The organism is Rhodobacteraceae bacterium LMO-JJ12 (genome assembly GCA_021555075.1).
Lineage (GTDB): Bacteria > Pseudomonadota > Alphaproteobacteria > Rhodobacterales > Rhodobacteraceae > JAKGBX01.
In genome coordinates this window covers 1,838,294-1,863,329 of record JAKGBX010000001.1, presented here as the reverse complement: position 1 = coordinate 1,863,329, position 25,036 = coordinate 1,838,294, and the positions used below count along the sequence as shown (strand labels likewise).

Below are 25,036 nucleotides of genomic sequence, written 5' to 3'. Positions count from 1 at the left end.
TGGGGCAAGAGTAAGACGTTTTCAGGTCAGGTTACGCAACACAGCGCGCGCCGCACGCAGCCCCGGAGCCTCGCCACCCCGCCCCAATCGCTCCATCGTCAGATCAAGCGCGGCAAGCTGACGCTCGGGCGCTTGCAAGACCTTGATCACCGCCTCGGCCATCGGTCCCGGTCGGCACGCCCCGGCAAGGTATTCGGGAACAACCCGGCTCTCGGTGATCAAATTGACCAACGTCACCGTATCAATCGTCGCCATGCGCAAAATGATCTGATGCGTGATCCAGCCCATGTCATAGCCGATCACCATCGGCGTTCTGCTCGCCGCCAGTTCCAGAGAAACCGTACCCGACGCCGCCAGCGCCACATCCGCCGCCCCAAACGCTGCGCGTTTCTGGGCCGCAAATCCCCCCGCATCCTGCCCACGCGGATCAAGCAAAATGGGCGCCCCCGGCCAGCTCTTCACGATCTGCGCAAGCATCCCGGCCACTGGCCCCGCCGCCGGAACAACCGCGCGCACTCCGGGCCGCGCTTGCAATATCCGCCCCAACGTCGCGCCAAACCGCTCTGACAGCCGCGACACCTCACCCTTGCGCGATCCCGGCAGGATCAGCATCGTCTCACCTTCAATCCCGTACTGGCCCCGAAACGCCGCCACCTCCGCCGCACTTGCCACCGGCTCGCTCACCACCGGATGACCAACGAAATCGCATTCCATTCCGGCGGCCTCCATATAGGGCGGCTCAAACGGCAACAACGCCAGCACGTGATCAATATGGCGCGCCATTTTCGCCGCCCGCCCTGCCCGCCAGGCCCAGACCGATGGTGCCACATAATGCACCGTTCTGATGTCCGATGCCGCCTTCACCCCCTTGGCCACGCGCAGCCCGAAATCCGGCGCATCGATGGTGATCAACACATCGGGTTTCGCTTCCAACACGGCGCGCACCACCTGATCCTTGCGATTGAACAAATGACGCAGCTTGGGCAAAACCTCGACCAGCCCCATAACGCTCAACTCGTCCATGGGAAAAAGGCTTCGCAGCCCTTGTTCGGCCATCAACGGCCCGCCAACCCCGAAAAACTCCACCTCAGGGCGCATGCTGCGCAAACCCTGCATCAACGCCCCGCCCAACCGGTCGCCAGAAAGCTCGCCTGCAACCAGAAAGACCCTCATGGTCGGGCCCAGAAAACCATGTTCATCGCATCCATAATCGCAACCACCATCTCAGGGTCGATCACGATAACCTCCTCGGCCTTGATCACGATCCCATCAAGCCCAGCCTCGGCAGCATGAAGCGCAGTTAACGGCCCGATAGTCGGCAGATCGGCGCGCCGGTCCTGCCCGGGCTTTGGCGCTTTATAAAGCACCCCGCCCACACCCGGCGCATCAAGATTTTCGTCCTGCAACACGCTCAACCAGTCTCGCGCAACATCGCTCAGGCCGCCCGCATCATCATAAAGCCACTCCGCCGCCGTCCCCTTGGGGCGCATCGGATAATCCAACGCCAGACGTGCCAGCATCGCATCGGTCCCGGCATCATCTTCACGCACCAATACCTTGCCCTTGCGGATCACACAGGCCTGCCCCAGATCCGCCGCGCCCATCTCCATCAGAACTTCGATCCCGACCCGCGAATCCGCCTCATGCACGGCGCGCGGCTGGCGCGCAGTCATCACGCCAACTTCGCTCAACACTCTGGGCGCCAGTTCGTGCGCCGCGCGGATACGAAACCCGGTCTGCTCAAAAATCTGCATCACAATGCGCAGCGCTCCGTCGTCGCCCTTTGACAACGCCTCCATGAACAATGGCACCAAAGGCCGCGTTTCCGCGTCCAGCTTGGCCGGGTCAATTACCGGGCGATCAATGGCACCGCACAGGCAAATCTCGGCTACCCCCCGCTTGCCCAGTTCCAAAAGAAAACTGCCAAACGTTTCCAACCGAAACACCAGATCGGGCGTCACCGTATCGGGAAGCGAACCTTCCAGCGCACAGACAAGCGGGCGCTCAGCCTGGCCTGCCATCACCTTGGCGGGCAATTGACCCCGCCCTGCGATCAATGCCAGCATTTTCCTATCCCGGTGTCAGGAACGACCGGTCGGACGCGCCGGTGACAAAATCAACGATCTGGCGCACATACTCACTCGTCGTCTCCTCGCCAAGACGACGCGCACGGTCCTGAAACGCGCCTTCGCCCTGCGCCAACATCTGAAACGCCGCGCGCAACGCCGTGATGTCAGCCCGCGAAACGCCCCGTCGCTTCAACCCAACAAGGTTGAGCCCGTCCAGAACGCCACGTGGCCCCTGCACCAATCCATGCGGGATCACATCGTTGGTCACCATGCTCAGCGCGCCAATGATGGCGCCACGCCCGATGCGCACAAACTGGTGAATACCGCACAATCCGCCGACCAGAACGTCATCCTCAAGGATGCAATGCCCGGCAATGGCCGAATTGTTGACGATAATCACCCGGTTCCCGACCTGCGCATCATGCGCCACATGACACCCGGCCATGAACAACCCGTCATCGCCGACGCGCGTAACTCCGCCGCCGCCTTTGGTGCCGACATTCATCGTCACATGCTCACGAATACGGTTGCGCGCCCCGATGATCAACCGCGTCTTCTCGCCGGCATATTTCAAGTCCTGCGGGATCTCTCCAATCACCGCGAACGAGAAAATCACCGTGTCGTCACCGATCTCAGTATCGCCTGTGACAACCACATGCGGTTTCAGTTGAACTCCGCGCCCAAGCCTGACCTGCGGCCCGACCAGACAAAACGGCCCGATTTCACAGCCTTCGCCGATCACGGCGCCGGGTTCGATAATTGCAGAAGGGTGAATCTCGCCCATTCGGTTCACTCCTTGGGCAGGTCCATCATTGCGGTAAACTCGACTTCACAGGCCATCTCGTCGCCCACTTTCGCGGTGCCTGCAAATCTCCAGACCTTGCCGCCGGGCTTGCCGCGCAGCGTCGTCAAGAACATCTCCAACACATCGCCCGGCACCACCATGCGGCGGAATTTGCATTTGTCGATCGACATGAAATAGACCAGCATGTTGCGGTCCTCCATGCCAAGTGCCGTGCCCACCATCACAGCCGCCGTTTGCGCCATCGCCTCGACGATGGTCACTCCCGGCATGATCGGCTTGCCCGGAAAATGGCCCTGAAAATGTGGCTCGTTCATCGTCACATTCTTGATACCGCGTGCGCTCTGATATCCGTCAATATCTTCGACCCGGTCAACCAGAAGGAAAGGATAGCGGTGCGGGATAAGCCGTTGGATAAGCCCGATATCCGCGCGCTGTAACTCACTCATGATGGCTCCTTTTCCGAGGGGTCTTCCCCTGTCTGCACCTGTTTCGGGTCGCATCCCGCCAACCGGTCAAGTCACGCCGCCCAAAACGAATCTTCCTGACGTCTGCTGTGCCCCATGACGACACCGCGGGCCTGTAAAACCGCTTTAACAACTCGCTCGCCGCTGGGCAAGCGGCGCTGCCGGGCGTTTCGCCCAAATGCCAGGGCAATGCCATGTCGCAAACCGTCAGTCCTGCGGTGCCGGTTCCGGCTCCGTGACAGGGTCAACCAGGGGTGTTGGCACGGTTTCCGGTGCGGGTGCCGGTGCCGTTTCCGGCGTCGGCAGATTGATCGCGCTGCCGTCGCCGATCACCTCATCAATCCTGCGCACAGCCTCTTGCGTCACATCGACCGACCCGGCACTCAGCAGAACCGAGCGCGTATCAAGCAGCACCGAAGCACCGCTTTCCACCATCAATTCCTCCAGAACCGGGCGCGCCACACTCAGAAACCGCCGCTCGGCTGTTTCGCCCTCTTGCGCCAATCTGTTGGCCTTGGCTTCCTGATCGCTGCGGATCTGGCGCACCTTGGCATCAAACGCATCAGCCTTGATGCGAAACGCTTCCGGACTCATCGTCGGGCGTTCCTTGGTCAGTTGCTTTTCCTCGACCGTCAACTCCGTCTCGATACGCCGGTTTTCCTCGGCCAGATCAGCCCCCTGATTTTCGATGGATTCACTGATGCGCTGGCCGAATTGCGACTGCGCAAACAATCGCCCCGGATCAATCACCAGAATTATGCTGTTGGGCAGCCCTAGCTCTTGTGCCGCGAGCGGACGCAAGACCGCCATCAGCCCCAACGCCGCCACCAGCAAAAGCGCCCATCCACCCCGGGGCGCTGATCTTCTCATGGATCCGCGCGCCATCCCGATGCCCTTAGAATTCGGCTCTGATGGTGAACTCGAACTGCTGCTCTTCGTCCCAGCTTTCTTTCTGAAGCGCCTTGGTGAAGTTCAGCCTGAGCGGGCCGATCGGCGTGGTCCAGAAGATCGAGAACCCTGCGACATGGCGCAGCGACATATCCTCGCCCACCACGTTTGCATTGACCGCATCCAACCCCCAAACCGAGCCGACATCGTAGAACAATCCGCCGGTGATGCCGTATTCCTCAGGCAGACCCAGCGGGAATTCGGCCTCGAACTTGGCCGTGGCATACATGTTGCCGCCAAGCGCGTCATTCACGCCCTCGCCCGCAACGATCTCGCGCGGACCAATCCCATCAGACGCAAAACCACGCACAATATCGCTGCCATAGAGGAAACGGTCGGTTACCCGGCTGTTCTTTCCGCCATAAGTATTGAGCATCCCGCCCGCCAAAGTCGCGCGAAGCGTAACTTCCTCGTTAAGAATCTTGGTCTGACCGATCAACCGTGCGGAAGTTTTCAGAAATTTGACATCACCGCCAACGCCGCCGAAATCCTGACCGAATTCAAACAGCATACCCGCATTCGGGTTAAGCCCGGTGAGCCGCGTGTCAAAACTATAGGTATACCCCAACGAGCTTTTCCAAAGATCTCCCTGCGCCGCTTCACCCGCTATGATATCGCCGAGACAGGACGCTGAAGATCCATCTTGCGTGCAATCGCGCACGCCATCCGCAGGACCAACGCCAAGAGGGCCGGTCAGATCAGCCTCATAGTCATGCATGATCCGGGTGCTGTTCAGATCATAGCGCAGCCCAAGACGCGCCCGCTCCCCGATCGGAAAGTTAAGCCCTACACCGAACTCGGCGACCTCGGTGTCATAGAGCGAATTGTAATTGTCGGTCGTGGTATAGCCAATATTGAACGTGAACCTGACATCACGGCCCAAAAAGGCGGGTTCGGTGAAGTTCAGCCCATAGACCCTGTTGTCGGTTGCACCAGATACCGAAAAGTTCAGCGTCTGACCGCGACCCAGGAAATTCTTCTCCTGAAACTGCGCCACAAGACCAAAACCGTTATCCGTCGAGAATGAACCGCCAAATGTCAGAGAGCCTGTGGTTGTTTCTTCCACATCCACGTCCACGATCACCTGATCGGGCGTTGAGCCTTCGCGTGCATTCACATCCGCCTTCTCGAAATAGCCAAGCGCACGAATGCGTTCGGCACTTTCGCGGATCTCACGCGGGTTGAAGGGGTCTCCTTCAACCACCTTGAACTGGCGCCGCACGACCCGGTCCAACGTGGTGGCATTGCCTTCGATGTCGATACGTTCGACAAAGATGCGCGGCCCCTTGGACAGCACGAATTCCACATCCAGCGTCAAGTCACGGTCATTGCGGGTAATCCGCGGTTCGACCCGCAGGAAATCTATGCCCTTCTTGATCGCCAGACGTTCCATCCGGGCAATCGAATTTTCCACCAGGCTGGGCGAATAAACGACCCCTGGGCGAACTCTCAGGATCGACTGGAATTCTTCGGCATCCGCCTGTTCCATCTCCGAGACGGTGGTAATTCCACCAAAGCGGAATTGCTGCCCCTCTTCGACGTTGAACGTCACGAAGTAGCCATTGCGCTCACGCGCCAGTTCGGCATTCACGCCTGTGATGCGGAAATCGACATAGCCGCGCGAAAGATAGAAATCGCGCAGCACCTGCTGGTCAAATTGCAGACGATCTTCGACAAAGGTGTCCTTCTTGATCAGCGCGCGCAGCAGCCCGGCCTGCTTGGTCTCAAGCACCCGGCGCAAACGGCTGTCCGAATAGGCTTGGTTCCCGACGAACCCGATGCGCTGCACTTCGACATTTCCGCCCTCGAAAATCTCGAACACCAGATCGACCCGATTGTCCGAACGGCGAATGATCTTGGGCGAAACCTGCGCACCAAGCCGCCCATTCTGATTATAGGCCTCGGCGATGATTTCGGCGTCACGCTCTGCTTTGGTCGGGCTGTAAACCAGCCGCGATCGGCTGTTGATGAAACCCGCCAGATCCTCGTCCTTCAGGCGCTTGTTGCCTTCAAAGCTGATCTTGTTGATCGTCGGAAATTCTTTGACCTCAATCACAAGCCGCCCGCCGCGTGGCTCAATCGACACGCTTTCGAACAAACCCGAGCCCAATATGCGCTGATAGGCATCGTTGAGTTCACCGGCCGAGACCGTCTGACCGCGGGCGATTCCCGCATACGACAGGATCGTGCCTGCCTCGATGCGTTTGTTGCCTTCGATGCTCACATTGCTAAAGCGATAACTTTGCGCTTCCGCCGACTGCGGCAGAGCCGTGAAAGTCGTTGATATTGCGAACATAAATCCCGCAATAAGAGTTTTTTTGAAAACTTTTTGCTCGATAAGGCCTGTTTTGCGACCTCGATTGTTATTGGTCATTCCGTTACCCGCTCAGACGCCCCTTTTGAGTCTGACTAAAGGTAATACCACTGCTTGTCAAAAAGACAAAACAGGCGCCACATCATGGGCGCCTGGTGTTGGGGCATGCCCCGCAAAAACAACTGTCAATCAGAGAGAACCCAACCACGCACCGGCCAGAAGCGCCGCGACAATGGTAAAAACATAAAGAATGCGGTCCCAGTTGAGGGTCCAGAGCAGGCTCAGCCCGCGATATCCGTTGTGAATAGTATCCATGTTCCACACCTTGAGATTTGGCCTGGCTCAGGAATGCACAGTGATTGTGGCCAAAGTTCGGCTCCAATTAAGGCAAGAATGTGTCACGAATTGTGGCAAAACAGCAGCAGGCGCCCTCCCGGCCGCCCCACCGCTCAACACTCAGGGGCAGAACAGGTCATTGGACAGCGCAAACAACATCAACGACAGCACAAAAGTAATCCCGATCGTCATCAGAATGCGCAACGCCTTTTCCGAGGGCGGGCGCCCGGCAATCGCTTCATAGCCATAAAACACCAGATGCCCGCCATCCAGAACCGGAATCGGAAACAGATTCAAAAGCCCCACGGCAGTGCTCAGCACGGCGATAAACCAGATAAAGCTCCCTGCGCCCTGGCTGGCCATCTGGCCGCTGACTTGTGCAATGCCGATCGGCCCGGACATGTTGCAGCTCGAAATCGCCCCGGTCACCATATGCCACAACCCCGAGATCGAACCGCTGATGATCCGCCCGGTCTGCGTCACGCTCCCCGCCAGCGCCTCGCCGATGCCCGGCGTTTGCGTCGCCGGTTCAAACATCAGCCCGCCGGCAATGCCGATGCGCCATTCGGTCTTGTAGCCGCCGTCGCGTTGCGGCTCATCCACCCGACGCGGCACCAGGGTAAACTCCAACTCTTCGCCCCCCGCCTCGGTGGGCCGCCAGATCCTAAACAGCAGCGGCTTGCCCGCGCCGCCCTCGACGCGCTCTTTCAACTGGTTGAAGGCAAAGATCGGCGTGCCGTCCACATGGGTGATGACATCGCCCGCTTCCAGCCCGATGCTGAACGCCGTGGATTGCGGCGTCAACTGGGTGATCAGCGGCGGATAGGGATAGGGCGCCTGCACCATCCGTTCCTGACCGTCACGACTCACCACATAATCCAGTATCGGTTCCATTGGGACGGCGTCGCCAAAGCTGCGGAACAATTCGGCGTCGTCAAACGATGGCACCTTCACGCCGCCAATCGCAATCAACTCGTCGCCCGGCACCAGCCCTTGCACCACGCCGGGCAACGGACGCAGCTCCCCCACAGTCAGCGGGTCGCGTGCCTCGCCCTGGGTCATGATCACGCCAAAAAATACAACAATCGACAGGATAAAGTTGAATATCGGTCCCGCTGCCACGGTGGCGGTCCGCGCCCACAACGGCGCACCTGCCATGGTGTGGCGCCGTTCCTCGGCGCTCAACTCGGCGACCGCTTCGTTGTCCGTCCCCGCAGAAGCCGCGTTGGCATCACCCAGAAATTTCACATATCCGCCAAACGGCAACGCCGCAAACTGCCAACGCGTGCCATGTTTATCCATCCGCGAAAACAGCACCGGACCGAACCCAAGCGAGAACACCTCGGCCTTGATCCCCGACCAGCGGCCAACGATGTAATGACCATATTCATGCACCGCCACAATAACCGAAAGCGCCACGACAAAAGCGACAAGCGTCAAGGCAACGCTGCCAAACTGCGGAATAAGTGCTGCAATATCCAAGAAACCTGCCCTGTCTTTATGTTCCCACCAGCGCCCTAGTTGAGCGCCGCGATGATGTCTTCTGCCTGCCTACGAGCCATTTGGTCGGCCCGGGCCACGTTATCAAGGGTCATTTCGGCATCAATATGGCCACTTGTGGACTCTGCCTGCCCAAGAGTGGCCTCCACAACCCCCACCATATCGGTGAATTTGATCTTACCGGCAATGAACCCGTCCAGCGCGGTTTCCTTGGCCGCGTTGAACACCGCCCCCGCCAAACCGCCCCGCGCCATCACCTCTCGCGCCAGCCGTAGCGCGGGATAGCGCACCAGATCGGGTGCACTAAAATTCAACTGACCAATGCGCGCCAGATCCAACCGCTCAACCGGCAATTCGCGCCGTTCTGGCCAGTTGAGCGCATAACCGATGGCATGGCGCATGTCCGACACACCCAAATGCGCCATGATTGCCCCATCGCGAAAACCCACCATCGAATGCACTAAGGATTCAGGATGCAACAGAACTTCAATCTGCTCTGGTTCAAACCCGAAATATTCCCGTGTTTCAATAACTTCCAACGCTTTATTAAACATAGAAGCGGAATCAATCGTGATCCTTTGCCCCATATCCCAGTTCGGGTGGCTGCTGGCCTCTTTTACGCTTGCCCGTGCCAGATCCTCCAATGGCCAGTCGCGAAACGCGCCACCTGATGCGGTAATGATCACGCGCTCGACCGCGTCAATATCCTCACCCACCAGCGCCTGAAACACCGCCGAATGCTCGCTATCCACCGGCAGAACCCGCGCGCCATGCGCCTTCGCCGTCGCCATCAAAAGCGGCCCCGCCGTGACCAGCGATTCCTTGTTGGCCAGTGCCAGCGTCGCGCCCTGCTTCAACGCCGCCATCCCCGGCGCCAGCCCTGCCGCGCCGACAATCGCGCTCATCACCCAATCGGTCGGCCGCGCGCCCGCCTCTCGCAAAGCCGCCTCACCGGCTGCCGCCTCAACACCGCTCCCGGCCAATGCCGCCTTCAGATCACCGAGCAATTCTTCATGCGCCGTCACCGCCAGATCGGCCCCAAGGCGCATCGCATCCGCCGCCAAAAGCGCAATGTTGCGCCCACCGGTCAGCGCAACAACATCATACCCATCCGCATCCCGCGCGATCAGATCAATCGTCGATTGGCCAATCGAACCGGTCGCGCCAAATATCGAAATCCGCCTCATGAAAGCCCGATCACAACACCCACCAGCGCCACCGCCAGCGAGGCCCCCATCATCGCATCAAAACGGTCCATCACACCGCCATGACCGGGGATCAGGTTCGAGCTGTCCTTGATCTTCATCCGCCGCTTAAGCGCGCTTTCCGCCGCATCGCCCATCTGCGACGCAAACGAAAGCCCCACCCCGGCCGCAATGATCCACATCGGCAGCCCATATTGCACCTGCATCCACCAACTCAGAACCGCCGCCGCGATCCAGCCTGCCACAGTGCCTGACCATGTCTTCTTCGGGCTCACCCTGGGCCAGAATTTCGGCCCGCCAATGATCCGCCCGGCAAAATAGCCCGCGACATCGGTCGCCACCACCACACCAACCAACCACAAGGTCCAGAGCAGCCCCGCCTCATTGCGCAAACCGACCAGCCCATAAGCGCCAAGGAAAATGCCCGCACCAAACGCCACCGTCAGCAAGGGATGTTTCCCCGTCCGCCCAACCAACACGATCAACAGAACGCCCAGAATGATCGCCGCAATGCTGCCCGGCACGAAAAGCGCGATTGCCAACGCAAGCGCTGCTACAACGCCCTCCTGCACCGCGGCCTTCGCGTCACCCGGTCGGATCATCGAGACCAATTCCCAGGTCATCAACCCCGCAATCAACACGCCAAGGGCGGCAAAAACATACCCTCCGGCCCAGATCGCCAAAGCACCGACAACCACCATCGCAATTCCCGACATCACGCGCGGCGCAAGATCGCCCCAGCGTCCCTCTGCGGGTTTGGCGCGCCTTTTGCTCATTTTTTCACTCCCCCGAACCGCCGGTCCCGCGCGCCATAGCTCTGCACCAACCCGGCCAGAATCTCGGCCGAGAAATCGGGCCATAGCGTATCAATGAACTCATATTCGGCATAGGCCGATTGCCACAAAAGGAAGTTGGAAATCCGTGCTTCACCACTGGTGCGGATGACCAGATCAGGATCTGGTAAAACATAAGTATCCAAATACCTTGGAAGCGTTTCTTCATCCACCGTTTCGGGGTCCAGCCGCCCCGCTGCCACATCCTGCGCCAGCCGCTTGGTGGCGCGTGCCACCTCGTCACGCCCCCCATAATTGAGCGCGATGGTCAGATGCACCCGGTCATTCTCCGAGGTCAATTCTTCAAGCTCATCCATCAGCGCGATCAGCTTGCGGTCAAGCCGCACCCGGTCGCCGATGAAACGCACCCGCACGCCTTCTTCCTTGAGCGCACGCGCCTCCTTGGTGATATAGCGGCGAAACAGGCTCATCAGCCCCGCCACCTCGACCTGCGTGCGTTTCCAGTTTTCCGTCGAAAAGGCAAAAATAGTGAGGTATTTCACCCCAAGGTCAGGACAGGCCTCAACGATCTCGCGCACCCGCTTGGCTCCGGCGTGATGGCCAAAAAGCCTCGGACGCCCGCGCGCCTGCGCCCAGCGTCCATTGCCATCCATGATGATTGCCACATGGTGCGGCCCCAGCCCCGAACCGGAAACAACCCCGGCAGGCTGCTGCGTGTCGATGTCGTCTGTCTTCATGGTCATGGCCCGCCCCTTTTTGGCCGCTCAGACCTGCATGATTTCCGCTTGCTTGGTATCCAGGTTTTCGTCCACGGCCTTGATATACCGGTCGGTCAATTCCTGCACTTCGGTTTCCCAGAACTTCTGGTCATCCTCACCCAAGAGCGCCTCCGACTTGCCCTTCTTGATCTGATCCATCCCGTCCCGGCGCACGTTGCGCACCGCCACGCGGGCATGTTCAGCATATTGCGCCGCCACCCGGCTCAATTCGCGGCGACGTTCCTCGTTCAATTCGGGGATCGGCAGCATGATGATCGTGCCGTTGGTCTGCGGGTTGATCCCGAGGCCGCTGTTCATGATGGCTTTTTCAACCTTCTGAACCAGCGATTTGTCCCACACGTTGATCGTGACCATACGCGGCTCTGGCACGTTGACCGTACCCACCTGGTTGATCGGTGTCATCTGACCATAAGCGTCCACCATGACCGGTTCCAGCATCGTCGCACTGGCCCGCCCGGTCCTGAGCGAGGCAAACTCGGTGCGCATCGCCGCAATTGCGCCCTGCATCCGGCGTTCAAGATCATCGGTATCCAGCATGAATTCGTCTGACATGGGTATTTTCCTGTAGTGTGGCCGTTTCGGCATTGTAAGAGGTATTAATCAAGGAGTGGTGAAAACACCAGCAAGCTTTCCATCCGCCCCCCGCGCGGGCCTCCCCGACTTCCAGCCCTTCAATCGTCAGGATTACATAGCCCTGCCCATATTCGCCCCACGGCAAACCACCCTACACCACCTCATTCACGGACGGACGGTCGTATAGGTGCCCTCGCCCGCCAGAATGCCACGGAACCCGCCCGGCTCGTCCAGAGAAAAGACAATGATCGGTAGGTTGTTGTCACGCGCCAGCGCAATCGCGCTCGCGTCCATCACCTTAAGATGCTTGGTCAGCACGTCGTCATAGCTGATATTGTCATAGCGCACCGCATCCGCGTTCGTCACAGGGTCCTTGTCATATACCCCGTCCACCTTGGTGCCCTTGAAAATCGCCTGACAAGCCATCTCGCTGGCGCGTAGCGTCGCGGCGGTGTCGGTGGTGAAATAGGGGTTGCCGGTGCCCGCAGCAAAAATGCACACGCGCTTCTTCTCCAGATGGCGCACCGCGCGGCGACGAATGTAGGGCTCACAAACCTGATCCATCGGAATGGCCGAAATCACCCGCGTGAACACGCCAATATCTTCAAGCGCAGATTGCATCGCCAGCGCGTTCATCACTGTCGCCAGCATGCCCATATAATCGGCGGTGGTCCGCTCCATCCCCTGCGCGCTGCCTTGAAGGCCGCGAAAGATGTTGCCGCCGCCGATCACCATGCAGATTTCCACGCCCAGATCATGGACCGATTTTACCTCGCGCGCGATTCGCGCAACGGTCGGCGGATGCAGCCCAAAGCCCTGATCCCCCATCAGCGCCTCACCTGATATTTTCAACATCACACGTTTGAACGAGACACCCGAACCGGGCTCCTGCCCAATGTCAGATTTAGCGGCAGGTGCAGCATCCTGGCTCATTGTGCACTCCATTTGGACAGCGGTTTGAAATTCGCCGCAAGATGTCGCAAATACCTGTCAGTATCAATGCGGGAATGCCGTCAATAGGCAGAATCCGCCGCCCTTCCCCGACGAAATCGAAGTCTCTCAAAGATTTCGCCCCGTTTTCTTTCAAGAAAAACGCGGCTAGGACAAACCCATGATCCCACTTGCCGACATCAAACCAGACCGCCCCGTCCTGATCGCCGGCCCCACCGCCAGCGGCAAATCCGCTCTCGCGCTGGAAATTGCCGAGACCCAGGGCGGCGTGATCGTCAATGCCGACGCGCTGCAGGTCTTTGCCAACTGGCGCGTGCTCACGGCCCGCCCGCCCGCCGAGGATCTCGCCCGCGCGTCCCATGCGCTCTATGGCCATGTGCCCGGAGATCAGAGCTATTCCGTAGGCCACTGGCTGCGTGATCTCACGCCCGTCCTTGATCAGCGCCCGATCATTGTCGGCGGCACCGGGCTCTATTTCTCGGCCCTCACCGAAGGTCTGGCCGAGATCCCACTCACCCCGCCCAACATCCGCGCCGAGGCCGACGCCTTAAGCCGCGAGACGATGCTGGCCGCCCTCGATCCCGCCACCACCGCCCGTATCGACCAACAAAACCGCATGCGCGTCCAGCGCGCCTGGGAGGTCCAGCGCACCACCGGGCGCAGCCTCGCCGACTGGCAGGATGACACACCGCCCCCGCTGCTGGCGCTCGCGTCCTGCACCGCTTTGCTGATCGACGCTCCCAAGGACTGGCTTACCCCCCGGATCGAACGCCGGTTCGATATGATGCTTGCGCAAGGCGCGCTTGATGAGGCCCGCGCCAACCTTGCCGATTGGGATGTCTCACGCCCCTCGTCGCGTGCCATCGGCGCGCCCGAGCTAATCGCCCATCTCAAGGGTGAAATCACGCTGGACGAGGCGCGCACCGCCGCCATAATTGCCACGCGGCAATATGCCAAACGCCAGAGAACCTGGTTTCGCGCCCGTATGAAAGCCTGGCGCAGCACTTCCGCCACTTGATCTTTCCCAACTTTTAGCGCAAGCTTTCATCCAATTTCTGCCCCAGCCTTGCACAATCCCGACTGCACCCCTGATGTCCACCAATGACACCCCCGAAATCCACCCTCTCACCCGGTTTGCCGGCGCCAACGCCTGGCGCCTCGCCCTGCAACACCGCAGCAAAGACCACCTGATGATCCGCCTCACTCGCGGCAACGGCAATGCCGTGATCCGCGCCAACCGTCATTCACTGACACAACAAAGCACGCTTTTTCTGACCGCCGGAACGCTGTTCTCTATCACCCTCGGTCCGCAATCCATCGGCACGATCCTGCGCTTGCCCGTCTCTGCCGATATTGCCCTGCCCGAGACCTCGCATGTCCTGCGCACCGCCAACCTTCAGGAACAGGGTGCCTTGACCCGCCTGCTCGACGCCATGCAGCGCGAACAGGACGCGGGCGGCGCGTATCACGGCGAAGCCGCGCGCGCTCATGCCACGCTTGTCGCCATCTGGCTGCGCCGCGCACTGCTCGAACAACCGCCCCACCCCGCGCCCGGCGCAGACGCCCGCCTCGCGTCCAGCTTCGCCGATATCGTTGCGCGCGACTATCGCAGCAATCGCCCGATGGCCGCCCATGCCGACGCCCTCGGCGTGACCGCAACCCATCTGTCACGCTCGTGCAAATCCGCCTGCGGTCTAAGTGGCGCCGATATCCTGACCGAAACCAGCCTGCACAGCGCGCGCAGCCTGCTTGCCGACAGCAGCTTTCCCATCGGGCGAATCGCGACGCATCTGGGCTTTCGAAGTGCGGCCTACTTCTCGCGCTTCATCGTCAAACATACCGGCAAATCGCCCTCCGAACTGCGTACCGCCGCCCGCGCCCGGATCGACAAGCAGATCGACAAAACGTCCTGAACAGCGCATGATTTGCCTTGCGCAAGCGCGCGTGCCTCCGGACGACGCAACGATAGTTGAACACCTACGTCGACCCGTTTCTCGACACAAATGTCGTTTTTAGTCGAGGAAAATGTCGTTTTTTATCTCGTCAAGGCCGATTCCCACCGTTGACGCAGAGGGAAAGACGTGCGGGAATAGGTGCTGCAACGAACACGAAAGAAGCGATGGCGGGCGACGATGCCCCGCTGTTGTTCTCGCAATAAGAAAAGTCAGACAGGGAGATGATGTATGACCCAATCCACAATCAACGGTAAACCGGTGCACAAGGCCGCCAAGATGTTTGCCGAAGAATTCAAGGCGGGCAAGCTTAGCCGCCGCGAATTTCTCACGCGCGCCTCGACCTTTGGCGTAACCACTGCGGCCGCCTACTCGATGATCGGCCTCGCCGCTCCGGCCAAAGCCGCAACGCCCAAATCTGGCGGCACCATTCGCATTCAGACCAGCGTCAAGGCGATGAAAGACCCGCGCACCTATGACTGGTCGGAAATCGGCAATCAGTCGCGCGGCTTCCTTGAATACCTGGTCGAGTACAATTCCGACGGGACATTCCGCGGCATGCTGCTGGAAAGCTGGGACATCAATGATGATGCCACCGAATACACCCTGAACGTACGCAAGGGCGTCAAGTGGAACAATGGTGACGATTTCACCGCCGACGATGTCGCGCGGGTGATCGGCCTCTGGTGCGACGCCACAAACGAGACCAACTCGATGGCCAGCCGTCTGAGCACGTTGATCGACGAGTCGACCAAAAAAGCCCGTGAGGGTGCGATCACTGTGGTCGACGGCCATACGGTCAAGCTGTCGCTGTCCTCCCCTGACATCGCGATTATCGCCAACATGTCCGACTACCCGGCTGCAATCTTCCATTCTAGCTATACAGGCGGCGACATCTGGGAAAACGGTATCGGAACCGGTCCATATCTGCCCGACGAACTGGAAGTCGGCGTGAAATGCTCGTTCAATCGCAACACCGAAATGGAATGGTGGGGAACTGCGGTTTACGGCGGCCCCTATCTTGACCGGGTCGAGCTGATTGACTACGGCACCGACCCCTCGGCCTGGGTGGCGGCGGCAGAATCCGAAGAGGTGGATCTGCTCTATGAAACCGTCGGCGATTTCATCGACATCATGGACGGCATCGGCTGGGAGCAATCCGAAGCGATTACGGCGGCAACCATCGTCGTGCGCACCAACCAGGAGGCCGAAGTCGACGGCACGAAGCCCTATGCAGACGGTGATGTGCGCCGCGCGCTGGCTCTGGCGGTCGACAACAACGTCTGTCTTGAGTTGGGCTATTCCGGTCGCGGCACCCTTGCCGAAAACCACCATGTCTGCCCGATCCACCCGGCCTATGCCGACATCGGCCCGGCGCCGACCGATTCCGCAGCCGCCGGCGAAATGATGGCCGCGTCAAGCGCCAAGGATTTCGAACATGAGCTGATCAGCGTCGATGACGACTGGCAGCGCAACACCTGCGACGCCATCGCCGCGCAACTGCGCGACGCGGGTATCTCGGTCAAGCGCACCGTTCTGCCGGGGGCGACGTTCTGGAACGACTGGACGAAATATCCGTTCAGCGCGACACAATGGAACCACCGCCCGCTGGATGTGCAAATTCTCGCACTGGCCTATCGCTCCGGCGAAGCCTGGAACGAGGCAGCCTATTCCAACCCGGACTTCGACGCGCTGATCAACGACGCACTTTCGATTGCCGATGCTGACAAACGCCGCGAGGTGATGGCCAAGATTGAACAGACGATGCGCGATGACGGGGTAATCATTCAGCCCTATTGGCGTTCGCTCTTCAACCACCAGAACGGCAAATTCGTGGGAACCGAAAAGCATCCGGCCCATGAATTCCACTACTACAAGTTCGGGCTCACCGCCTGATCTTTCGAAAACAACCGGGCCGCGCTGAACGATCTGGCGCGACCCGGCCAGCCCGGCCATTCACGACACCGGGAAACAAGGACGGACAGGTCAACATGTCCGCCACAGCCTTATCAACAGGGGCAAACACATGGGACTGTTCATTCTGCGCCGATTGGGGGTGATGATCCTCACGGCTATCTGCCTGACTTTTGTCGTCTTTTACCTGACCAACCTCTATCCAAATCTGGAAAAACTGGCCAAGACCCAGGGCAACCAGCGGATGACCGACGAACAAGTTGAGCAATGGCTGGGCAATCGCGGCTATCTTCAGCCTGTGCCGGTGAAATACGGGCAATGGCTCGGGGTATTGCCGGGCTTCACCCGAACCGATGACAGCGGCAATACAACCGGGCGTTGCCTCGCCGAAAATGATGACCCAACCACCGCAGCACGGTTCTGCGGCGTCTTGCAAGGCGACTGGGGCTACTCCACGGTCTTTCGGGAATCCGTTTGGGATATCGTTACCAAGCGTCTCGGGCTGACAGCAAAACTCATGTTCTTCACGATGCTTCTGATGGTGCCTGCCGCGCTACTGATCGGCGTGCTGGCGGGGATGCGTGAAGGCTCACGCACCGACAGAAGCCTCTCCACCGTCTCGATCGCCACCACGGCGACACCGGAATATGTCTCGGGCGTGATCTTCATCGCGCTTCTGGCCTCATCTCAAAACGGCCTCTCTCCAATCCTCGCCGATTGGGGGCTGATCGAAGGCAAGACACTCTTTCGCGGCACCGCAACCCAGGCGACAGACAACGCCAATTTCAATAATTTCTTCCTGCCGGTGTTGACCATCTCGCTCTATGGCATGGGCTATATCGCCCGCATGACCCGCGCTTCGATGGCCGAGGTAATGACAGCACAATATATCCGTACCGCCCGCCTCAAGGGCGTCAGCTTTCGCAACATCGTCATGAAACACGCGCTCAGAAACGCGCTGATCGCGCCTTTCACCGTGATCATGCTCCAGATCCCCTGGCTTCTGAATGGGGTGGTGATTGTCGAGACACTGTTCAACTACAAAGGCTTCGGCTGGACCCTGGTTCAGGCCGCAAGCAACAATGACATCGAGCTGCTTCTGGGCGTCTCGGTAGTTTCGGTCGTGGTCGTTCTGGTCACACAGCTGATTTCCGATATCGGCTATGTGTTCCTCAACCCGCGCATCCGGATTTCTTGAGCGAGGAGCCGGACACATGGAACAACTCACTTGGTTTGGCGCCTACGGCAGCACCTTCGCATCGCTGTTTCTCGTCTTGATCACCATGGCCATCGTCACGGGGCTCTGCACCGCGCTGCTTGGCTTCACCAACTCATCACCGCGCACCAGCTTTCTGCTGTTCAACGGCATCGCGGTTCTGCTGCTTGTCTTTGTCGGGTTCAACTATGTCTACGGCGGCATTTCCGGCTCGACCGACGAAGGCCTGTCACTTTCCAGCATTGGCTGGATGTTGGCGATCATCGTGGCTCTGGGCGTGTTTTCCGCCATGCTCGCGATATTCATGAACACCTTCTTTGACAACCCGGCGGCGTTCATGGGGCTGATCTTCAAATGGTCGATCCTGATTATCGCCATGCTGATCGTGCTCTGGCTCGTGGTGACACTTCTCTGGCAGGGCGCGGCGCACTCCGCTTGGCTCGCCCAATTCGAAGACGGGGCCATGCCGGCCGCCGACGAAATCGCGCGCCACAGATACATATCGGTATTAGAAAACCGAGGTATCCTTGCCAATATCGTCGTGCGCTTCATGCCCGTCTGGATATCGCTCGTCGTGCTTTATGGCGTTTCGATCCACTACAAGCGCCGCCTCGGTCTCTACGGCAAACTGTTTGACAGCGTGATCGGCATGGTCGGCTTCTTTCTGGTCATGTTCTGGGTGTTCACCGCGCTTTATGTCGGCGTCTTCGATATGATCTCCACGCATGGCGCGCTTGAACAGGCCTCGGGCATGAAGAACAAGCTGCCCGGCACGCCCCTCTCGCGCGCTGAACTGGGCGACTATCCGTTCTACCTTCTGGGCGGTGACAATCTGGCACGCGATGTTTTCAGCCGGATGGTCGAAGGCTCGGTGATCGTCATCCGCATCGCGCCGGTGGCCACGCTATTCGCCTTCATGGTTGGCATCACGCTGGGCCTGCCTGCGGGCTATTACGGCGGCAAGCTCGACACATTTCTCAGCTTCCTCGCCAACCTCATTCTCGCCTTCCCGGTGATCTTGCTGTTCTACCTGCTGGTGACACCCGAAATCGTTCTGACAGGGCTTCCCAACTACATGGCTCTGGTCCTGTTCATCTTCCCGCTGATCTTCGTCTCAATCTTGCTGAATTCGCGCTATCGAACCCAACCCAGCAAGCGAAACTTGATTATGGCCGTCGTCATGATTCCGTTGATCGTAGTGTATTTGTGGATCGTCTCGCAGCAGGGCACGGCAATAGATATCTTCAGCCCCCTGGTCGGTGTCCTGAACAAGATTGGTCTCACCATAAGCACGAGCTGGATCGACCCGATCAATATCCCCGGCGGCATACTCGTGGTTTTCGTGTCGGTCGTGTTCGTAAATTCGCCCACGGTCTTCCGGATCGTGCGCGGCCTAGCGCTCGACATCCACACCCGCGATTACGTTGCGGCGGCGCAAACCCGCGGCGAAGGTCCGTGGTATATCATGCTCTGGGAAATCCTACCCAACGCGCGCGGGCCGCTGATCGTCGATTTCTGTCTGCGCATCGGCTACACCACGATCCTGCTCGGCACCCTGGGTTTCTTCGGCCTTGGCCTGCCGCCAGAAAGCCCGGATTGGGGCTCGACCATCAACGAGGGCCGCAAGCTCCTGTCGATCTACCCACATCCGGCCCTGCCCCCCGCCTTCGCCCTTCTGACGATGGTTCTCGGGCTCAACCTGCTGGCTGACGGCCTGCGCGAAGAATCGCTGAGGGATTAACAGGTCATGAACAACGCGCACGCCACAGCAACAAATGACCCCGGCCCGAATGCCGGAGTCAGACGGCAGCCGGAAGTCAGCCGGGCGTCATACGCGAGTCACCCCCCCGATTCGGACGTGAAAGGAGAAAGTTAATGGCGAAAATTCTCGATCATGACGGACCCATTTTGGAGATCGACAAACTGTCGATTTCCTTCTTCACGCGACTTCGGGAAATCCCTGCGGTTATGGACTTCTCGGTCAAGGTCGCCCCCGGCGAAGCCGTTGGTTTGGTTGGAGAATCCGGCTGCGGAAAAAGTACGGTCGCACTCGGCGTAATGCGCGATCTGGGCAAGAACGGGCGCATCGTCGGCGGCTCGATCAAGTTCAAGGGCCGCAACATGGAGCAAATGGCGCCTGACGAGCTGCGCAATATCCGTGGCAACGAAATTGCCATGATTTATCAAGAGCCTATGGCCTCCCTCAACCCCGCCATGCGGATCGGCAAACAGCTGATGGAAGTGCCAATGATTCACGAAGGCGTCAGCGAACACGAGGCATATCAGCGCGCCCTTGAGGTTGTGACGGACGTCAAACTCCCCGACCCCCAACGCATGCTGCGCTCCTTCCCGCATCAGCTTTCGGGTGGTCAACAACAGCGCATCGTGATCGCTATGGCATTGATGTCAAAGCCTTCTTTGCTGATCCTGGATGAGCCGACAACCGCGCTCGACGTAACGGTCGAGGCCGCCGTCGTCGAACTGGTCAAGGATCTGGGCAAGAAATACGGCACCTCGATGCTGTTCATCTCGCACAATCTCGGGCTGGTTCTGGAAACCTGCGACCGGATCTGCGTGATGTATTCCGGCGAAGCGGTCGAGCGCGGCGATATCGAAACCGTCTTCAACAACATGCAACACCCTTATACCCAAGCACTTTTCCGCTCCATCCCGCTGCCCGGCGCCGACAAGAACTCGCGCCCGCTGGTGGCGATACCGGGCAATTTCCCGCTGCCGCATGAACGTCCCAAGGGCTGCAACTTCGGCCCCCGCTGCGACTACTTTGCCGACGGTCTGTGCGACGAAGGGTTTGTCCCGATGTTCGATGTCGATGGCGACGGTGCGCACGAAAGCCGCTGTCTGCGGTTCCGCGAGATTGATTGGAAAGCCCCGCTAACTCTCGCTGAAACAAAGAAAAAGGGCGAGATCGGCGAGGTCGTCCTGAAGATGGATAACCTCAAGAAATACTACGAGGTCGCAGCTAACGCTCTCTTTGGTGGCGGTGAAAAACGGGTGGTCAAAGCCAATGAAACCCTCAGCTTCGAAGCCCGCGAAAGTGAAACTTTGGCCATCGTCGGCGAGTCGGGTTGCGGCAAATCCACCTTCGCAAAGGTGCTGATGGGACTGGAAACAGCGACCGGCGGCGAGATACTTCTCGACGGCAAAAACATCGAATCCTTACCCATTGAAAAACGCGACACCCAGACGGTGGCCGACGTTCAGATGGTGTTCCAAAACCCCTTTGATACCCTCAACCCCTCCATGACGGTTGGCCGCCAAATCATTCGTGCGCTTGAGATTTTCAACATCGGGACCGATGATGCCGACCGCCGCGAGCGAATGTTGAAGCTGCTCGATCTGGTCAAACTGCCCCGCGAATTTGGCGACCGTATGCCACGCCAGCTTTCTGGCGGCCAAAAGCAACGCGTGGGCATCGCCCGCGCCTTTGCCGGTGGTGCACGCATCGTTGTGGCGGATGAGCCCGTCTCGGCGCTCGATGTGAGCGTTCAGGCGGCTGTGACCGATCTGTTAATGGAAATTCAACGCGAAGAGAAGACAACGCTCCTGTTCATTTCGCACGACCTCTCGATCGTGCGCTACCTGAGCGATCGTGTGATGGTTATGTATCTCGGTCATGTGGTGGAACTGGGAAGCACCGACGAAGTGTTCGCCCCACCCTACCATCCCTATACCGAAGCCTTGCTCTCGGCGGTGCCCATCGCCGACACGAAGGTAAAGAAAAAGCATATTGTCCTGGAGGGCGACATCCCCTCGGCAATGAATCCGCCTCCTGGTTGCCCGTTTCAGACCCGGTGCAATTGGAAAGACCAGGTTCCCGGCAACCTGTGCGACACCGAAGTGCCCCCCATGCGACAGTTGAGCGCAGGCCATCAGATCAAATGTCACCTCTCGAACGAGGCGCTTGCGACCATGGAACCAGTAATAAAACTGCCTGACGCAGCCGAATAGGCATTTTATCAGACGAAAACCAGGCCCGCGCGCCTGGTTTTCTTTTGTCTTGATGGTTACATTCGTAACTATTATCACAACAACGAAATCATGGAGCAAGGAGACTACAAAATGAAAATCGAAAGAATCCACCACGTCGCTTATCGCTGCAAAGACGCGAAAGAGACCGTCGAATGGTATAACAAGAACCTGAACATGGACTTCGTTCTTGCCATTGCCGAAGATCACGTCCCTTCAACCCACGATCCCGACCCCTACATGCACATCTTCATGGATGCCGGCAGCGGCAACGTTCTGGCGTTCTTTGAACTGCCGACCAAGCCGGAAATGGGCCGCGATCCGAACACCCCCATCTGGACGCAACATCTTGCATTCAAAGTAAAAGATCGCGAAACGCTGATGGAGTTCAAAGATCATCTCGAAGCCAACGGTGTCGAGGTTCTGGGCGTGACCGACCACTCGATCTTCCACTCGATCTATTTCTATGATCCCAACGGACACCGCCTTGAGTTGGCCTGTCCCGATCCAGAAGAAGACGCAATGCTGGCCAAGCTCGACAGCGTGAAGTGGGAAATGCTGGAGGAATGGTCAAAAACCAAACGGGCACCCAAGCACGCCGAATGGATGCACGCCAAAGAGCTTTCGGACGTTTGATGCACAGATTGGGGGGGGGCTGATCAGCTCCCCCAGATCACCTTCACGTAGTTGCGTGTCTCATTATAGGGCGGAACGCCGCCATATTTCTCGACAGCCCCCGGCCCGGCATTATACGCAGCAAGCGCCAACCGCCAGGATTTGAACTTGCGGAACTGCTGGCTCAGATAGCGCGCACCACCATCCAGATTTTCATAAGGATCGTGCGGGTTTACACCAAGCTTACGTGCGGTTCCCGGCATCAATTGCGCCAACCCGATCGCGCCTTTGTGCGATTTCGCTGTCACCTTCCAACCGGATTCCTGCTGCACCAGCCGCAAGAAAAGATCCTCTGGCACCCCATGACGCGCCGCCGCCGCTTTGGCCATGCTCATATATGGCCCTTTGTAGCGACCATTATAGGTCTTCGAGCTGCCCCACTTTGTCGGCGTATTGACCGCAGCAGGCTGCAAACGCACAGACGTGTTGTACTGGCTTCGCGCCCGCGTATCGAGAACCTTGGTCTGCGACTTAAAGAGCTTGGATCGCTGTTTGGTCGAGAACATATCAGCCTGCGCCGAGACCGGCACGATCAAGGCCACTGTAGCCACCAGAACTAAAAAATGACGCATGTCTAATGAAGCCCCACAAAATGCGTTGCGATACTGTATATAGATTCTTTCCGGTTATTCCAGACAAAGGATGTCATAGGGTTTGCAAACGCTGGTTTCTGGCCCCGCCGAATGGCCCAAGCAGAGGTTCTCAACAAATTTTCCAAAATTTTAAGCTTTCCTTCACTCATTTGGGATGGTGTAACCAACGCAATGTGTTTTTTGGGCTTCTAGAGGAGAGCATGATGGCCGGCTCTGTAAATAAGGTAATTTTGGTTGGCAATCTCGGTCGTGACCCCGAGGTGCGAACCTTCCAGAATGGCGGCAAGGTGTGCAACCTGCGCATTGCAACATCCGAGACTTGGAAAGATCGCGCCACAGGTGAACGACGAGAAAAAACAGAATGGCATTCGGTGGCCATCTTCTCGGAAGGGCTCGCGCGAGTCGCCGAGCAATATCTGCGCAAAGGTTCCAAGGTCTATATTGAGGGTCAGCTTCAGACCCGCAAATGGCAGGACCAGTCTGGTCAGGACCGCTATTCGACTGAGGTTGTCTTGTCAGGCTTCAACGGCACCCTCGTCATGCTTGACGGGCGCGACGGAGGCGGTAGTGGTGGTGGTGGCTATGGTGGCGGATCATCGTCAGGTGGCGACTATGGCGGTGGATACGACAGCGGCCCGGACAACAACCAAGGTGGCAGCAGTCAAAGCCAACCTGCCAAGGATTATGACGACGAGATTCCGTTCTGAGCCAACGACATATCCGGTTCAGAACAAAGGCCACCCCATTCGGGTGGCCTTTTTCAGTCAAGTCCTCGCGAACACGGGGCGCTCGTCCGGGATGGTTCAACGAACAGGTCACATACAGAGCCGTTCATGCTGCTGCAGAGCAAACCTATCTGTCATTCCACTGATATAATCGGCCACAAGGCGCGCCAATTCCTGTTCGTTCTCCGCCTTTTTCACATCCTTACCCCACTGAACGGGCAATAATTCTGGTTGCGCCAAATAGAGCGGAAACAGATCCTGCACAACGCCGGTGACCTTGCTGCGCATCTCAATCACACTCGGCGCGCGATACATTCGTTCAAACAAGAACGCCCGGATCACTTTGAGATCGGCCCAAAGTTCTGGCGAAAACTGTATGACCATACGCCCCGCCCCTCGGATGTCTTCCACGCTTGCAGCGGCCAGAATCGTCAGGTTCTTGCGGCTAACACGGATAACGTCTTCGACCAATATCCCGAAGAACCGCCGTAGGGCTTCGTGCTGGCAACGGTCTGGCTCGAGCGTGGGATAGCGTCGATTTACGATCGAGAAGCACTCCGACAGTATTGGTAATTGTGCAATCTCATCAATACTGAACAGCCCGGCACGCAACCCGTCGTGCAGATCATGATTGTTGTAGGCAATATCATCCGCCAGCGCGGCCACCTGCGCCTCGGCGCCCGAATGGCTGCTGAGTTCCAGATCATGCACTGCGTTGTAATCTGCCAAGGCATAAGGCACGCAACCAACGACGGGCCCATTATGCTTGGCAATCCCTTCCAACGTCTCCCAGGTCAGGTTGAGCCCGTCCCACTCGGCATAATGACGCTCGAGCGAAGTGACGATCCGCACTGCTTGGGCATTGTGATCAAATCCGCCAAATGGCGCCATCAAGGCATCGAGCGCTTCTTCGCCGGTATGACCAAAGGGCGTATGCCCCAGATCATGCGCAAGGGCCACGGCCTCGGTTAGTTCGACGTCAAGAGCAAGTGCGCGTGCAATCGTGCGCGCTACCTGTGCGACCTCGATCGAATGGGTCAGTCGGGTACGAAAATAGTCGCCCTCATGCTCAATGAAAACCTGTGTCTTATGCTTCAATCGCCGGAAGGCGGAAGAATGGATGATCCTGTCACGATCTCGTTGAAACGCGGATCGAAAGGTGCTTTCCGGCTCGGCGTAAAGCCTGCCGCGGCTTTTTGCCGGATCGGTCGCATATGCGGCGAGGCCGTGCATCAT

At 58.7% G+C, this 25,036-nt stretch carries 22 protein-coding genes; 8 read left to right on the top strand and 14 right to left on the bottom strand.

Going from position 1 to position 25,036, the window contains the following annotated elements; translation table 11 throughout:
* Positions 1–21: 21 nt before the first annotated feature.
* The 12 genes from lpxB to pyrH all read right to left on the bottom strand — a co-directional run bounded on the left by lpxB (position 22) and on the right by pyrH (position 12,720).
* Positions 22–1,173: a lipid-A-disaccharide synthase gene (gene lpxB, locus LZG00_08860; protein ID MCF3594109.1), complete on the bottom strand. Its 1,152-nt coding sequence runs from the start codon at positions 1,171–1,173 to the stop codon at positions 22–24.
* A complete protein-coding gene (lpxI, locus tag LZG00_08855; protein ID MCF3594108.1) occupies positions 1,170–2,066 on the bottom strand; it encodes a UDP-2,3-diacylglucosamine diphosphatase LpxI in 897 nt (298 codons plus the stop codon). The genes lpxB and lpxI overlap by 4 nt, the downstream gene beginning before the upstream one ends.
* Before the next feature lie 4 nt (positions 2,067–2,070).
* Positions 2,071–2,853, bottom strand: coding sequence for an acyl-ACP--UDP-N-acetylglucosamine O-acyltransferase (lpxA, locus tag LZG00_08850; protein ID MCF3594107.1), 783 nt, complete (start codon positions 2,851–2,853; stop codon positions 2,071–2,073).
* Positions 2,854–2,858: 5 nt separating this feature from the next.
* On the bottom strand, positions 2,859–3,320 hold the full coding sequence (fabZ, locus tag LZG00_08845; protein MCF3594106.1) for a 3-hydroxyacyl-ACP dehydratase FabZ: 462 nt from the start codon (positions 3,318–3,320) through the stop codon (positions 2,859–2,861).
* A 225-nt stretch (positions 3,321–3,545) separates the two neighbouring features.
* Entirely contained in the window at positions 3,546–4,208 is a 663-nt protein-coding gene (locus tag LZG00_08840) for an OmpH family outer membrane protein (GenBank protein ID MCF3594105.1), read from the bottom strand.
* Positions 4,209–4,233: 25 nt separating this feature from the next.
* Complete coding sequence (gene bamA / locus LZG00_08835) at positions 4,234–6,582, bottom strand: outer membrane protein assembly factor BamA (protein ID MCF3594104.1); 2,349 nt, start codon at positions 6,580–6,582, stop codon at positions 4,234–4,236.
* A 474-nt stretch (positions 6,583–7,056) separates the two neighbouring features.
* On the bottom strand, positions 7,057–8,418 hold the full coding sequence (rseP, locus tag LZG00_08830; protein MCF3594103.1) for an RIP metalloprotease RseP: 1,362 nt from the start codon (positions 8,416–8,418) through the stop codon (positions 7,057–7,059).
* A 35-nt stretch (positions 8,419–8,453) separates the two neighbouring features.
* A complete protein-coding gene (gene dxr / locus LZG00_08825; GenBank protein ID MCF3594102.1) occupies positions 8,454–9,623 on the bottom strand; it encodes a 1-deoxy-D-xylulose-5-phosphate reductoisomerase in 1,170 nt (389 codons plus the stop codon).
* Positions 9,620–10,417, bottom strand: a complete 798-nt coding sequence (locus LZG00_08820) for a phosphatidate cytidylyltransferase (GenBank protein ID MCF3594101.1) — start codon at positions 10,415–10,417, stop codon at positions 9,620–9,622. Before LZG00_08820 ends, dxr begins: the two co-directional genes overlap by 4 nt.
* A complete protein-coding gene (gene uppS, locus LZG00_08815) occupies positions 10,414–11,172 on the bottom strand; it encodes a polyprenyl diphosphate synthase (protein MCF3594100.1) in 759 nt (252 codons plus the stop codon). Before uppS ends, LZG00_08820 begins: the two co-directional genes overlap by 4 nt.
* A gap of 27 nt (positions 11,173–11,199) precedes the next feature.
* Positions 11,200–11,766 (bottom strand): ribosome recycling factor, encoded by a 567-nt coding sequence (frr, locus tag LZG00_08810; protein MCF3594099.1) that lies wholly within the window; start codon positions 11,764–11,766, stop codon positions 11,200–11,202.
* A 186-nt stretch (positions 11,767–11,952) separates the two neighbouring features.
* On the bottom strand, positions 11,953–12,720 hold the full coding sequence (pyrH, locus tag LZG00_08805; protein ID MCF3594098.1) for a UMP kinase: 768 nt from the start codon (positions 12,718–12,720) through the stop codon (positions 11,953–11,955).
* Between the two features lie 178 nt (positions 12,721–12,898).
* Here pyrH and miaA point away from each other — a divergent pair, with 178 nt between their 5' ends.
* From miaA to LZG00_08770, 7 genes are all read left to right on the top strand, one after another.
* Positions 12,899–13,756: a tRNA (adenosine(37)-N6)-dimethylallyltransferase MiaA gene (miaA, locus tag LZG00_08800; protein MCF3594097.1), complete on the top strand. Its 858-nt coding sequence runs from the start codon at positions 12,899–12,901 to the stop codon at positions 13,754–13,756.
* Positions 13,757–13,829: 73 nt separating this feature from the next.
* The gene (locus LZG00_08795) at positions 13,830–14,651 is read left to right on the top strand and encodes a helix-turn-helix transcriptional regulator (GenBank protein ID MCF3594096.1); all 822 of its coding nucleotides are present in this window, start codon (positions 13,830–13,832) and stop codon (positions 14,649–14,651) included.
* 270 nt (positions 14,652–14,921) lie between these two features.
* Positions 14,922–16,586 (top strand): ABC transporter substrate-binding protein, encoded by a 1,665-nt coding sequence (locus LZG00_08790; protein ID MCF3594095.1) that lies wholly within the window; start codon positions 14,922–14,924, stop codon positions 16,584–16,586.
* 130 nt (positions 16,587–16,716) lie between these two features.
* A complete protein-coding gene (locus tag LZG00_08785) occupies positions 16,717–17,802 on the top strand; it encodes an ABC transporter permease (GenBank protein MCF3594094.1) in 1,086 nt (361 codons plus the stop codon).
* Positions 17,803–17,818: 16 nt separating this feature from the next.
* Complete coding sequence (locus LZG00_08780; GenBank protein MCF3594093.1) at positions 17,819–19,561, top strand: ABC transporter permease; 1,743 nt, start codon at positions 17,819–17,821, stop codon at positions 19,559–19,561.
* 134 nt (positions 19,562–19,695) lie between these two features.
* Positions 19,696–21,789 (top strand): ABC transporter ATP-binding protein, encoded by a 2,094-nt coding sequence (locus LZG00_08775; GenBank protein ID MCF3594092.1) that lies wholly within the window; start codon positions 19,696–19,698, stop codon positions 21,787–21,789.
* 111 nt (positions 21,790–21,900) lie between these two features.
* Entirely contained in the window at positions 21,901–22,443 is a 543-nt protein-coding gene (locus LZG00_08770; protein ID MCF3594091.1) for a VOC family protein, read from the top strand.
* Between the two features lie 23 nt (positions 22,444–22,466).
* Here LZG00_08770 and LZG00_08765 read toward each other — a convergent pair whose 3' ends face one another.
* The gene (locus LZG00_08765) at positions 22,467–23,054 is read right to left on the bottom strand and encodes a lytic transglycosylase domain-containing protein (GenBank protein MCF3594090.1); all 588 of its coding nucleotides are present in this window, start codon (positions 23,052–23,054) and stop codon (positions 22,467–22,469) included.
* Positions 23,055–23,275: 221 nt separating this feature from the next.
* On the opposite strand from LZG00_08765, the gene ssb reads away from it, so the two are divergent.
* A complete protein-coding gene (ssb, locus tag LZG00_08760) occupies positions 23,276–23,782 on the top strand; it encodes a single-stranded DNA-binding protein (protein MCF3594089.1) in 507 nt (168 codons plus the stop codon).
* A 108-nt stretch (positions 23,783–23,890) separates the two neighbouring features.
* Here the strand turns inward: ssb and LZG00_08755 are convergent, their stop codons facing one another.
* Positions 23,891–25,036: a deoxyguanosinetriphosphate triphosphohydrolase gene (locus LZG00_08755; GenBank protein MCF3594088.1), complete on the bottom strand. Its 1,146-nt coding sequence runs from the start codon at positions 25,034–25,036 to the stop codon at positions 23,891–23,893.